Origin of the sequence: Phytohabitans flavus, from assembly GCF_011764545.1 — a bacterium.
In the GTDB taxonomy this organism is placed as follows: domain Bacteria; phylum Actinomycetota; class Actinomycetes; order Mycobacteriales; family Micromonosporaceae; genus Phytohabitans; species Phytohabitans flavus.
Map to the genome: position 1 here is coordinate 8103981 of NZ_AP022870.1, position 12709 is coordinate 8116689.

Below are 12709 nucleotides of genomic sequence, written 5' to 3' on the forward strand. Positions count from 1 at the left end.
GCGGCGGCTACCGCACCCACCACGACGCGCTCGCCGTCCGGGATGATGCGCTGGCGCAGCTGCGTCTAGCCGCCAGCGACCCCGCCGCGGCGACGGAGGTCTCCGGCTGCTCCAGGCCACCCGCTATCGCCGGCGGCTGCCGCCGGTGGACGCGGTCCGCCGCAGCCTGGACGCTGGCCGGGCCCTGGATGGGTCGACCACGCTTGACGTGTATCTGCAGCGGTGGTTGGCCGTCCGACCGGTGGACGAGAACACCCGCCGCACCTATGCCAGCCACCTCCGCGCGCACCTGGTCCCGCACCTGGGCCACCTCAAGCTGGACCGGCTGCGCCCGGAGCACATCCGGACCATGTTCGCCATCATCGAGGCCACCAACGACTTCGTCCGTGCCGCCCGCCGGTCGACCAGCCCGGCGACGCGGGCGTCGGTGCGCGGCCGGCGGGGGCACCGGCCCGGCCACCTGCCAGCGGATCCGGGCGGTGCTCAGGGTGGCGCTCAACGACGCGGTCGCCGACGGCCTCACCTGCACCAATCCCGCCGCCCTGGTGAAGCTCCGGCTGGCCCGGCCGTTGGTCTGGACGGACCGCGAGTGGACCGGTGGCGGGACACCGGCGAGATCCCCGGCCCGGTGATGGTCTGGACACCCGAGCAGACCGGCGCCTTCCTGGACCACGCCGCGGCGCACGAACCGGACCTGTATCCGCTGCTCCACCTGATTGCCTACCGCGGCCTGCGCCGCGGCGAGGCCGTCGGCCTGTGCGACGCCGACACCCACCTCGACCTGGCCGAGCTCGCCATCACCCAGCAGATCACCGTCTCTGGTCGCGTAGTCCAACGGAAACCGCCGAAGAGCGAGACCGGCAACCGCGTCGTCGCGCTCGATCCGGCCACGGTCGCGGTGCTGGGCAGCTGCCGGACCCGCCGACCGCCCAACCGCGACGGTGGCCTGTTCTTCGCCCGCGAGGACGGGCAGGCCTGGCACCCGGACAGCGTCAGCCGCCGCTTCCGCCAGCTGGTCGCCGACGGTGGGCTGCCGCCGGTACGGCTCCACGACTTGCGGCATGGCGCGGCGACCCTCGCCCTGGCCGCTGGCGTCGATCTCAAGGTCATCCAGGCCACCCTCGGCCACTCCACGCTCGCCCTGACCGCGAACACGTACATCAGCGTGCTGCCGCAACTTGCCCAGGTCGCGGCTGAAGCGGTCGCCGCGATCATCCCCCGCAATTGACATCGGTCAAGCCCGTGCGCCCATCGCCGTCGAATAGCAGCGCCTTGGCACGGGAGTCCATTTGTCCGGGCTCGAATCCCGGGCGAACCATCCAGAGCAGGCGAAGACTGTAGACATCCGCCGGATGCGGACGCATGCCTGGCCAGCGTTCTTGCCGCTTCCGGTCATTTGCCTGGCGCGACGGGACTCTCGTAGCGACGTACTGGCGTACTGACGTTGTGTGGTGCAGACTGCCCGCGTGAAGGCCTATGTCGGGGTCACGGACTGGTACCGGTTCCTGTCCGCTCGTCCGTCCCTCGCCGAGGTCAACTTCTGGCGGCCGGGAGGCGGACGCGAGTTCCCGGGTCTTGACACTTGGTGAGCCGTTCTTCTTCAAGACCCACTACCCGGACAACCGGGTAGTCGGCGGTGGCTTCTACAGTGGCTTCGCGCAATTGCCGATCTCGACGGCGTGGGAACTGTTCGCCGAAGCAAACGGCGTGAACAGCCCTGAACGGATGCGCGCTCGGGTCGGCCAGTACCGGCGGGTGCCGATCCAACCCGACGAGGACCCGGTGATCGGATGCGTCTTCGTTCGCGACGTCGCTTCTTCTCCCGGACGCGTTGGCTGACCCTCCGCCCAAGTTCGCACCGAACTCGGACACCGAGGCGTACCAGGTGTTCGTCCACACGGTGAAGCTCCTCAATATGTCCGTTGCCGAGGAGGGTCGCCGATGAGCTGAGTAGTTCCATCGCCTGCGCGGTTCACAGACGCCGTGAAGATCAACCAGTGGCCGTCTGTGCGGCAGTTGGGTCACAGCGTATGGCTGGACTACGAGTTTGTCTTCCCCGTTCTGGAGACTCCTAGAGGCAATGCCGTTCAGATAGGGCTTCAGTCGAGGTGAGGGTGCTGAGCTGGGGTCGATTGTGGAGGCCGGTACGGTGGCTGGCCGTGACGTCATCGGTGGGGCAAACGCAGGCGTGGGGTCGGTTGACCGATCATGTCGGACTGGGTGTGGTGTCGGCCCGGTTCAGCCGTGACCTGCTTGAGGAGGTTCTCAATCGCACGTCTCGGCGGGAGCAGCGGTCGCGGCGGCTGCCGGCGCACGTGATGATCCGCTACGTGATCGCGATGGGGTTGTTTTTCGCGGAGTCGTATGACGAGGTGATGCGTCGGCTGGTCGGTAATCTGCGCAAACTCGGTTCCTGGGACGACGGCTGGCAGGTCCCGACGAAGTCGGCGATCACGCAGGCCCGGCAGCGACTCGGGCCAGAGCCGGTGAAAGCGTTGTTCGAGCGGGCCGCGGTGCCGCTGGCCATGGCCGGCACGAAAGGCGCCTGGCTTGGCCGGCGCCGGTTGATGGCGATCGACGCGACCAGCTTCGACGTGGCCGACACCGCGGAGAATGTGGAACGGTTCGGTCGGATGGGGTCCGGGCCGAAAGCGTCGGCGTATCCGAAGCTGCACGTCGCCGCGCTCGCGGAGTGCGGCAGTCACGCCATCGTCGGCGCGGTGTTGGGCGGCTGCCGGACAGGGGAACGCACCCTGGCCGCCGACCTTGCCGCAGCGGTCGGTCCTGGCATGCTGGTCATGGCCGACGCCGGCCTGTACTCCTACGAACTGTTCCAGGCGTTCGCCGCTACTGGTGCCGATCTGGCCTGGCGGATCGGCGCGTCGGTGTCCGTCGGGCACCTGCGCTGGCTGGCCGACGGCTCCTACCAGGCGCTGATCTACGCTCCCGGTCTGAGCGCCGCCCGGCGGGCCCGGCTGGTCGAGCAGGCCAGAGCCGGCCACGATGTTCCCGGCGACCTGGCCCGGCTGGTCCGGGTGGTCGAGTACACCGTCCCGGACCGCAACCCCGACGGCGACCTGATCGTCGTGGTCACCACCATCACCGACCCGCACGAGGTGCCCGCCGTGGAACTGGCCGAGGCGTATCACCAGCGCTGGGAGGAAGAATCCGCGCTGGACGAACTGAAGACCGACCTACGCGGTCGCGGTGAGGTCCTCCGCTCGAAGACCCCGGACCTGGCCGAACAACAAATGTGGGGCCTGCTGCTGGCGCACTACGCCATCCGCGCGCTGCTCCTGGATGCCGCCGACCCCGCCGGCTACGACCCGGACCGGATGTCATTCGTCAAAGGTCTACGCGTTGTGCGCCGCCAGGTCACCGACCAGGCGGCCATCACCCCCTGAACACCTTTCCGACGCCCTGACCGACGCGCTCACCGAAATCCGCAGCCAGCCCAACCCGCCCCGCCGCAACCGGACCTGCCCCCGCGTCATCAAACGCGCCCGACACAACTCCTACCGAGTCAAACGTCCCACCGACCGAATCACTCGTCACCCCGGCCCACCGACACCGTTACTGGCCTGCCCAGACGGCCTTATCTGAACGGCATTGCTCCTAGAGGCGCCCATCGTCGCCGTGTCTGTCATGGCCGCCCAACGGGCCGAGCCCGCTCTGGGTTGACCGACTCAATCGAAGGTATCGGCGCGGGCAACTGAAGTTGGTCGATCAGGTACGGGCCCTCGGCGCTGAGGTAGTGCTGGTGCCGCCGCCTGAGCGCCTGGTTCCGTTCGTCCTGCAATCTCGGCAACGATGTCCCGGCACATCTGAAGCTGCTGATCATCTGATAGGGAGCGCGGATCGACGAAAGCAAGGAATCTACGCAGACGCAATGTTGCGTTACGGAACAGAATCCTCCGGTCGCCACCTGCATCGACCTGCTCCAGGATGACCCGGGCGATCGCGCATACCAGTCGAGGGTCACCACCGATGGAGCGCCGCTCGAGCAGCTGGTTGAGATCGCTCTCGTGGAGGGCGTTCAGCAAATCCGGATTTCCATTAAAGATAACGCCTTGCCACCACAACCGTGCCCAGGTATGTCGGGTGAGGTCTGAAGCGATCCAACGCTCTTGATTTCCGATGCCGAAGCGCCAGAAAGTGAGGTGCGGGAGAGCCACCATGGCCACGAATGTCCAGACGTCCCGGCTGCCTGCCTCTGCCCAACTGAGGTCCATGGCACCACGGATGGCGGATGCTACGTCGCGATCGAAGCGGATCCTCTGCTCGTCCGTGGACCGGTCCGGGAATCCGGCGGTAGCCGCGAGTTTGGTGATCTCATCGATCAAGGATGCGACTTCGTCGTCACGGACCCGACGCCCTCCAACCGGGCCATACAGTTGCTCAGGATGGCGTGTCGCAGGTTCAGGGACGCCGGCAGAAATGGAAGACCAGAGCCTCGTGGCCACCGGCCTGATCAGACGTGGCCAGAGGACGCTCATTCAAACTGCCTTCCTCGCCCGGTTGCACGAGCTGCACCTGTGATCAATGTCCGTACCTCGGCAAGATCATGAGGGCCGTCCGCGATCCTCAGGTCTGCTCGCTTCGACGCCGCGTCAAGAATCCTCTTCAAGACGTCACCGACGGTACCGGGTGGCCACCTGTCAGAGTCGCAAAGTTCGTCGCGGTGGTGCAAGGCGAGCTCAATGAGGAGGGCACCGACGCCGTGTTCGAGATCTTCGATCAACAGCTGCTGTCGCTTGTCTTTCCGGCCTTTCGCCACCGCCGAGATGAGTTCCTGGTCGCGGGTGTTCAGCAGAAGGAGGAACGATCCGAGGAAGGGTGCAGTCAGGTCGGTCGTCGTCTCCAGGTGCCAGCTGGCGTCGGGGTTGAGCCTGGTGCGCGAGAAGTCGATCTCGTGCGTCGGGAAGGGTGGATCGCTGGGCTCCAGGCCTACGGAGTAGCGGTGTTCGGCAAGTACCGAGCCGGGGAACCATGCGACACCTGGCGCTCGAACCGCTGACGGCCGTGCGAGTGTGAGGGTCGTCCGCAACGTGACGACGCCACCGAGGCGCTCGCCTTTCAGCACCGCCCGTAGCGTTATCGTTCCACTCGCCGACACAACGACCGGCGGGACATAGCTGCTCATGTCTGAGCTGGAGCTGGTCCATGACGTCGTGAGCGCCAGGGACGCATCGGATGTGATGCCGGTCTCGCGTGCCAGGCGATCCAGGTCGAGTTGAACATCTCTTTCGATGATCAGGTCGGTGTTGCTGTCCCAGTCCGGAAGGTGCGACGGTAGCTGCTCCGACTCGCTGTCAGCCGCCCACATCCACGGTCCGAAGCGAACGGTGTCGTGACTCGGCCTGAAGTACGGGAAAACGTCTCCTTTCACGCTGGCTCCCTGACCACGGTCACGCCCATGCGGACGACGGCGTCGGGCAACGCCTCGGTGTAGACCCACCACTCGCTGTCGGCGCCTGCCGGCACCACCAGGGCTCGACCCTGCACGACGGCACCGTTTGCGATGTTGCGCCATCGCAGCACTGTGGGCGTTCTGCCGCTGGGCGACGTCTCGGTCTCCAGCCCTCCGCCGTCCACGACGATGTGTGTCCGCACCTCGATCGTTCGCAGGTATGGTGACGAGGGAATCGCCACGCGTGCGACCAAGTATGGCCGTTCTTCGTGCACTTCCAGCTGAGGGGCGCCGATGATTCGCGGCGCCGACCCGGGACGGCGACCAGGGCTGCCCCCTCCAGCCGACTCATCGGTGGAGCCGTGGCTGGTGGAGCCGGGTGATGACCGTTGCTGGTCCGGGGCTGCCTCGGATCCGTTGCCTTGGCCAGCGGTCGGTTGCGCCAGCACACCACCTGGGATCAGTCCCGACAGCCGCCGGGCGATTTCCCCCAGACCTGCCGTGCCAGCGCCGCCGGCGATCGGCCGGGGTGTGACGATCTCTTGGATCTGTTTCGTGATGGAGCGGCGCGCGCCCCAAACGACGCCGCGGGCGGTTCCGGTCAAGCCTTTTTCGACCCAGTCGTCATGCGTCGGCGGTTCTGCTCCGGCGAAGTAATGGTCCGCCTCCCGTGAGGCCTTGAACACACCGGCGTAGCCGAATAGTGGGTCGGGGTGTGGTGTGCATTCCAGGTAGTCGACGACGAGTTCGGCCATGCGCATACGGGCGACATGACGCATTGGCTGCGCGAATGGCTTGGCTGCGGCGACCAGCGGGTCTGGTTGCTGGACGTCCCGTGCCGGTACGAGCTCGTATGCAAACGACCCGACCGTCCGGGGTCGGGTTGCACGCGTGAACTGGTTGCCGCAACCGGATCGTAGGCGATTGAGGGCGTCCGCGAAGGGGCGCAAATCTCTGGTCGACTCCGGTGCCGGCACGGGGATGTGCACCCCGTCGACCGTGACGGTCAGCGTCATGGGGCGACGGCCCTCGTGCATCAGCATCTTCGGCCAGAGATGCCAGAGCATCGAGGATGCGACGAACTCGCCCGCGGCTTCCCGGGTCCGTTCGTCGCCGGCCTCATCCGCCCACGTAGTGCCCAGATCGGCGGCTACGACGACGATGTCCGTGCCTTTGCGGCCGTCGTCGAACCCCGGCAGCCCGAGCTCTGCAGACATTTGCGCTGCGGCGGCGCCGGTGAGCGGGTCGGGGATGTCGTCGTCCGCCACGGTTCCCCACCAGTGGCGGCCCGTGTACCGTCGGTCCGACTCGTCGTACCAGCTCTGTCCTAGGGCGGCACCCATCAAGCGACGTGAAGTCGGTCCATCACCGACGGTCTGGGTATCCATGAGGATCGTGGTCACGCGGCTGAGCCGGAAGAAGATTCCTTTTCCGAAACCGTAGGTGCCCCGCCGAACTCGTGGTCGCTGGGCTCGCCGACGTTGCGGATGAACTGGACGAAATCTGGCCGTTCGGAGTCGGACGGACGCTGACCTGCGCGCAGCGGTCCGCCCAGCCCCACCGTTCCACGGTCGGACACGACCAGCAGGGTGGTGTCCGGATTCAGGCTCGGGCTCAGATCGATCGCAGAGTTCGGGTGCGGGGAGGGAGAAGGAGACGCCGCCAGGCATGAAGGTCCTCACCGATACGGCGGATGCTGACCTGAAACTGCAGCGGCACGTCGTCGTCTCGACTACGGGCATCCCAGCTGTTTTGTGCCGCTTCGCGGACGAGCACGGTCAGCGGGTCGAGCGTCGGTGCACCCAGCTGCCTGGCGATGCCCTCGGCAGCCGCCGAACCCTCTGGCGCAAACTTTTGTGACCACCATCGAGGTTCCGGCCTCACGCGGCATCGCCTGCCAGCCGTTCCATGGACACGGTCCTGCCGTGTTCCAGGACGAGGTCTCGTGAGATCCGGTAGGACAGGTGGGACAGCCCTTGTGGGAGCGAGCCGAGGACCAGCGAGCCGCGGACGAGCTTTGGGAAGGACGTGTCGACCGCCACTCGGACGGCCTCGGTCACAGTCAACGCCTCGACATCCGGTTGTCCGGGGAGCGGCGCCCAGCCGGTGGTGTCGAGTAGTTCGTCGAAACCGGCAGGATCTGCTGCAAGTTCTCGGACCTGCCGTGTCAGCTCCGTGAGCGTGGTGCCGTCAGGATCCTCCACGACCTCAAGGACGACGAGATCGAGCGGTCGGCCATCATGGTGGGCCATTTGTTCGATACCGTGCACGACGACGTGGTCGCTTGCCCTGCCGACCGCTTTGACCTCGATACAACGTCGAAATGCCTCGAAGTCGTGCGGCGCGCGGAGCGGTCCGGTCCATGTGCCCACCGTCCGAGGGTCGACCTTTAGCAGGGAGCGGAGCACGGTCAGCTCGGCGAAGAGCGCCCGCCGCGCTTCGGTACCCATGCCCCGTAGGGACTGTGTGCGGAACAGTCGTCGCCATCGGTCGATCACCCCGAGCGCAGCGATCCCGGGTTGCTCAGATCTCTCGATCTCCTGCAACACGTCCGCGATCAGGCCGTCGAACTCTGCATTGAGCTCTGGTTCGGCGCACCAGACGTCGATGTAGCAGTGTCTCTGTCCCCCGAACACCAACCAACGTACGGCGGCCCGTAGGTTCGAGGGCCGTGTGTCGCCGGCCAGTTGCTCGTCCTGAACCGGAACGAGCAGATGGCGCAGGGCGTTGGTGTCCACCGCGACCCTGCAGTCGGCCCCATGCAGGATGAGTTCCAACGGGTACGACGCCAGCTCCGAGTCCTTGGGCGGACGCAGGACCGCCCAAGCGCGCTGAAGCTCGCCCGGCATCTCGTCAGCCGTCATTCGGCTGCCTGCTCGGTGTCGTTGTCCAGCGCGTCATCGATGTCGGTCCGTTCGACGTCGGTGAGATCGACGGACACGTACGTCGCCCGGACACGGTTCTTGGTCTCGGCGGCGCCGGGGAAGACGATGCCCATGCCGATGACCACGTCCTCGGCGTTGAGCGGAACGCGTGCAGGGTCTGGCTTGGCGTCCCTGGAGCGCTGGACCGGCTCGCTCTTGGCGTTGATCGGATACAGCACGAGAAGACCCCGGTCCCGGTGGACCTTGTCCTCGTTCCGCTTGCGCACGAGCGTCGCCTCGGTCGCGCTGGCTAGTTCGTCCGGCGCGAGCCGTAGGTCCAACCCTCGGTCCCGCCGGCTCATGAGGGTCTTGATGTCCGCAGGGTTGATGCCGGCACGCGCGAGTCGGGATCGAATCACGGTCCCGACAGAGAGACCTCCGAGATCGACAGGTACTTCGCCGCCGCCGACGATGGCCACCGACCAGTATCGAAGTGACGGCGTATCGCTGTCCAGCCGTTCCTGGATGTACTTCAGCATCAACTTGCGGTCGAGGTCCGGCGAGTCCTTGTGCATCTCGTATCGCGACAAGAACGACTGGATGCTCGCGACCGGCACGTCGCGGAACAGCCGCACATCACCTTCCTGTCCGAAGGATCCGTTCCGCTGTGCGTCCTGGACGAGGTTGGCGGCGGCCTGCAGGTTCCCGGCCAGCCAGTCTGCATTCCCGACCAAAAAGTACCGCGTCTGCAGACGACGACCCGCGAACGAGATGTACGAAGGTTGCGCGGCACCCATCTTCGCGGTAATCCGCAGGACTGGATGGGTTCGGATACGGACCGCGATGTCGGTCGGGGTCAAATTTTCGCGCTGGTACCTGTCGATGTCGTCCCGCATCTCGTATTCCACCGTGGCGAGATGGCGGAATGCCGACTCCAGCGACGGTGTCGTCCAAATCCTGGGCAAATCCTCGAATCCGGTCCGGAAGCCGAACCACCGCCCCATCTGCAGCAGTGTGTCGTATGCCGTTGCGCCACGCACGAAGAAACTCGAAATGAGTCCTTCGAGGGTCAGGCCACGGGACAGAGTGTTCCCGCCGACTGCGATCGCCGTCACGGTTCCCTTGGTGTAGTCCAACCGGTCCGTGCTTTTGTAGTTGTCGAGGATGACCTGCGTACCTTCGACCACGTCCTTGAGGTGGGGAAGAAGTTCGTGGAATTCGTTCTGCTTGCGCCCCCAGTCCTCGGACGGAACCGCTCCCGACTCGCGCTCCCACAACTCGGCCCACCTGCTCGACGCCGGCTCCTCGCCGTCGAGCTCGTCGAGCGACCTGCGTCGGAGTCCGTCGAGAACGGGTTTGAACGCCTCGTGCACCTCGGTCTTGACGGAGGTGTGGATGAGCATCGTGCTGTGGCCGAGGTCGCCGCGGGCGCGGCGGGCGGCGGTGGCTAACCAGAACCAGAGGATCGAGTCTTCGAGCTCGTCCGTCAACGTGGGGACGAACCCGGCTGCCGCGGCCTTTCCTGCGGGCCTGAACAGGGAGAGATCCGCCTCGGGGACCGTCCGGATCATGTCGTAGCCGTCCGGTGCGGTTTCCGGGTCCTCTCCCTCGACCAGGTTGCGGCCGAACAGCTTCTCCGGCCCGAAGTATCCGTCCGGTATCGGCAGGTTGAGGATGAAATCCTTCGGATAAAGATCCTGTTCGTCGGACGGGTCGATGAACACGTTGGCAAACGGTGTAGCTGTGTACCCGATGTAGGTGCATCGTGGCATCAACCGGAGCAGTCTGTTGATCAGCGGGTTGATACGGCCCGTGGCGACCGATGCCTGGTCCGCCTCGTCGTCGATCACCAGGACCCGAGCGTTCTGCAGCTCCCGGCGACCGTTGTCCCGTTCCAACCATTTGATCAGGCGGGTCAGGACCGTCGCGTTCTTCTTGACGACCGCGAGCACCGCTTTGTCGGAGGTCAACGATGCCGACGGTTCGTGCGAAGGTATCCTGAAGTCCTCTGACTCGTCGGTCAGGGCCCACCACCGGTCCGGGTTCAGGTTCTTCAGCTGCTGATTCAGTCTGATCTGCGTCTGCTTGCGCAGGCCGTTGTGGATCCCGGACAGGATAATGATCAAACGGTAGTCCTCGTCGGCGAGCTTCGCGGCGACGGAGGTGAAGTTCGTCGTCTTGCCGCTCTGGACGTAGCCGACCACGAGCCCACGAGAGGACCATTTCTTCCTCGAGGGTCTCGGCGTGTGTGCGACGACGATGCTCGACGCGTTGTTCAGCGATCGGACGACGTCATCGCTCATCCGGGCTTCGCGTACCAGCTCCTGGCGCAACGCTGGCCAGTACCAGTCGTCGATCCCCGGGCCGGAGTACCATTCATCGCGGCCAGCGGCGATGATGGGCGGGCCGCCGTTTGTGATCTTTTCCATGTCGTTCACGAACTGCTGTCTGTATTCCTCGACGAGCTCCGTCGGCAACTGCTCGGAGAACCGCTTGACGGCCGCGTCGAGGTCGTACTTCTTCGCCCATCCGGCGAACACGTCATAGAAGCTCATGGGCCCTCTCCCGCCACTCCCTCGGGAGGTTACCGGAGATACATGCCGTGACCGAGGCACTCGGGGCACATCCTCTACCCGATCCGCTCGACCGACCGGGTAGGTTGGCGGATGTGTCGACCCCGACCATGGTCCCGAGTTCGACCGGTGTCTCATCCCGGATGAGCCGACAGCGTCGGCGCGACACCGGACCGGAGCTTGCCATTCGTAAGCTTCTGCACGCCAGAGGTTTCCGCTACCGAGTCGCGTGGCCCATACCGGACATGCGTCGCCGCACGATCGACATCGCGTTCACACGGGCTCGTGTCGCCGTCTTCATCGACGGCTGCTTCTGGCATGGGTGCCCTCAGCACAGGACCCTGCCCGCCTCCAATACGGAGTGGTGGTCGCGCAAGCTCGCGACCAACACTGCTCGTGACGCGGTCACCGCTGCCCACCTGGCGGACCTCGGCTGGACGGTGGTACGGGTGTGGGAGCACGAGAGTGCAGTCGAGGCGGTGGAGCGAATCGTTGCGCGTATGAGATCGGTAGCCGCCTCGGCCGAACGTGTGTCCGAAGGCAGCGGCGCGCCTGAACAACGCCCACTTGCGTGACCCGTACGATGATCGCGACCAGACCCCCTGGCACCGATCGATCTCGCAGGAGGAAACGTGGCCGGCTGGGACAGCGGCAAGACCACCGACCTCTCTCCAGCTGATGCCCTCCGGCTAATAGACTTATTCGCAGGTTGTGGCGGACTCACCGCCGGTTTCCACGCGACTGGCCACTACAAATCCGTGGCGGCCGTCGAGAACGACTTCGCAGCCGCGTGCACGTACGCCGCAAACTTCGGCGAGGAAAACATACATTGGGGCGACATCGCCGAATGGGTTCGGGGCGATCTGCCGGCGGCGGATGTTGTCGTCGGTGGCCCTCCATGCCAAGGATTCTCCAGCCTGGGATCGCGACGCATGGACGACCCGCGTAATGAACTTTGGCGGCATTACGTCGACACGCTCGTCCAGGTGCAACCAAAAGCATTCGTCCTGGAAAACGTTCCTCAGTTCGAGCAGTCAGCCCAGTTCAACTCGTTTTGCAAGGAGACCCGATCGCGCGGGCGGCTGCGGAACTACGTGCTGCACCGTGCCGTGGTCAAGGCGACGGACTTCGGCGCACCACAACTACGCCGGCGTCTAATCGTCATCGGCACCCGTACGGACCTGGCCCCGATCGAGGTCCCATCGCCACGCGTCGCCGAGAAGGACTGGAAGACCGTTCGTCATGCGATCGGCGACCTCGTCGGGAGCGTCGACCCAGAACAAACCTCTCTGCCCGGCACGGCCGAGACGTTCTTCGGTCGTAGCGTGAGCGGGATTTACAAGGCGACGGACCTGGACTTCGCTCGCAACTACACAAAGCTCTCACAGGATCGCATGAAACACATCCCAGAGGGCGGCAACCGGTTCAACCTTCCCGACCGGCTCAAAGCGCCGTGCTGGATCGGCCATGCCCGCGGTTCACACGACGTCTTCGGCAGGCTGCGATGGGAACGGCCCTCGGTGACGATCCGAACGGAGTTTTTCAAGCCCGAGAAGGGGCGCTATCTGCATCCGACGGAGAATCGTGCGTTGAGCCATCACGAGGCGGCGCGCTTACAGGGATTTGACGACGATTTCGTATGGTGCGGGTCGAAGATCGAGATCGCTTGCCAGATCGGTAACGCAGTTCCGGTTCAACTTGCACGCGCACTCGCGGATCACATCTCGGAATCCCTGGATGAGTCTGCTTGATGCCAAGTAGGAGGCCGCCTCTAGGAGCAATGCCGTTCAGATAAGGCCGTCTGGGCAGGCCAGTAACGGTGTCGGTGGGCCGGGGTGACGAGTGATTCGGTCGGTGGGACG

12 protein-coding genes are annotated in these 12709 nt (G+C 65.4%); 6 read left to right on the top strand and 6 right to left on the bottom strand.

Annotated elements, in window-relative coordinates; all coding sequences use genetic code 11:
- Positions 1-241: 241 nt before the first annotated feature.
- The 3 genes from Pflav_RS35855 (at position 242) to Pflav_RS35865 (ending at position 3404) form a co-directional block, all read left to right on the top strand.
- Positions 242-1228 carry a site-specific integrase gene (locus Pflav_RS35855; RefSeq protein WP_232072294.1) on the top strand — a complete coding sequence of 329 codons (987 nt, stop codon included), beginning with the start codon at positions 242-244 and terminating at the stop codon, positions 1226-1228.
- Between the two features lie 347 nt (positions 1229-1575).
- The gene (locus Pflav_RS35860; protein ID WP_180201293.1) at positions 1576-1839 is read left to right on the top strand and encodes a hypothetical protein; all 264 of its coding nucleotides are present in this window, start codon (positions 1576-1578) and stop codon (positions 1837-1839) included.
- A gap of 314 nt (positions 1840-2153) precedes the next feature.
- The gene (locus Pflav_RS35865; protein WP_173042531.1) at positions 2154-3404 is read left to right on the top strand and encodes an IS4 family transposase; all 1251 of its coding nucleotides are present in this window, start codon (positions 2154-2156) and stop codon (positions 3402-3404) included.
- A gap of 282 nt (positions 3405-3686) precedes the next feature.
- Here Pflav_RS35865 and Pflav_RS35870 read toward each other — a convergent pair whose 3' ends face one another.
- From Pflav_RS35870 to Pflav_RS35885, 4 genes are all read right to left on the bottom strand, one after another.
- The gene (locus Pflav_RS35870; protein ID WP_173041122.1) at positions 3687-4343 is read right to left on the bottom strand and encodes a hypothetical protein; all 657 of its coding nucleotides are present in this window, start codon (positions 4341-4343) and stop codon (positions 3687-3689) included.
- A gap of 149 nt (positions 4344-4492) precedes the next feature.
- On the bottom strand, positions 4493-5389 hold the full coding sequence (locus Pflav_RS35875) for a hypothetical protein (protein WP_173041123.1): 897 nt from the start codon (positions 5387-5389) through the stop codon (positions 4493-4495).
- Positions 5386-6813, bottom strand: a complete 1428-nt coding sequence (locus Pflav_RS35880) for a hypothetical protein (RefSeq protein WP_173041124.1) — start codon at positions 6811-6813, stop codon at positions 5386-5388. The genes Pflav_RS35875 and Pflav_RS35880 overlap by 4 nt, the downstream gene beginning before the upstream one ends.
- Complete coding sequence (locus Pflav_RS35885) at positions 6810-6989, bottom strand: hypothetical protein (protein ID WP_173041125.1); 180 nt, start codon at positions 6987-6989, stop codon at positions 6810-6812. Before Pflav_RS35885 ends, Pflav_RS35880 begins: the two co-directional genes overlap by 4 nt.
- An 89-nt stretch (positions 6990-7078) precedes the next feature.
- On the opposite strand from Pflav_RS35885, the gene Pflav_RS35890 reads away from it, so the two are divergent.
- Positions 7079-7270, top strand: coding sequence for a hypothetical protein (locus Pflav_RS35890; protein ID WP_173041126.1), 192 nt, complete (start codon positions 7079-7081; stop codon positions 7268-7270).
- Between the two features lie 20 nt (positions 7271-7290).
- On the opposite strand, the gene Pflav_RS35895 is transcribed toward Pflav_RS35890, so the two are convergent.
- Positions 7291-8274 carry a PD-(D/E)XK motif protein gene (locus tag Pflav_RS35895; protein WP_173041127.1) on the bottom strand — a complete coding sequence of 328 codons (984 nt, stop codon included), beginning with the start codon at positions 8272-8274 and terminating at the stop codon, positions 7291-7293.
- Positions 8271-10829, bottom strand: coding sequence for a Z1 domain-containing protein (locus tag Pflav_RS35900; protein WP_173041128.1), 2559 nt, complete (start codon positions 10827-10829; stop codon positions 8271-8273). Before Pflav_RS35900 ends, Pflav_RS35895 begins: the two co-directional genes overlap by 4 nt.
- Positions 10830-10957: 128 nt before the next feature.
- On the opposite strand from Pflav_RS35900, the gene Pflav_RS35905 reads away from it, so the two are divergent.
- Together Pflav_RS35905 and Pflav_RS35910 are read left to right on the top strand one after the other, a co-directional pair.
- Entirely contained in the window at positions 10958-11422 is a 465-nt protein-coding gene (locus tag Pflav_RS35905; protein WP_173042829.1) for a very short patch repair endonuclease, read from the top strand.
- A 57-nt stretch (positions 11423-11479) separates the two neighbouring features.
- Complete coding sequence (locus Pflav_RS35910; protein ID WP_173041129.1) at positions 11480-12598, top strand: DNA cytosine methyltransferase; 1119 nt, start codon at positions 11480-11482, stop codon at positions 12596-12598.
- The last annotated feature ends 111 nt before the right edge of the window (positions 12599-12709 follow it).

Coding starts and splice junctions, on each gene's coding strand:
- Pflav_RS35890 (WP_173041126.1), top strand. CDS start 7,079: ATGAAGGTCCTCACCGATACGGCGGATGCTGACCTGAAACTGCAGCGG.
- Pflav_RS35895 (WP_173041127.1), bottom strand. CDS start 8,274: ATGACGGCTGACGAGATGCCGGGCGAGCTTCAGCGCGCTTGGGCGGTC.
- Pflav_RS35900 (WP_173041128.1), bottom strand. CDS start 10,829: ATGAGCTTCTATGACGTGTTCGCCGGATGGGCGAAGAAGTACGACCTC.
- Pflav_RS35905 (WP_173042829.1), top strand. CDS start 10,958: ATGGTCCCGAGTTCGACCGGTGTCTCATCCCGGATGAGCCGACAGCGT.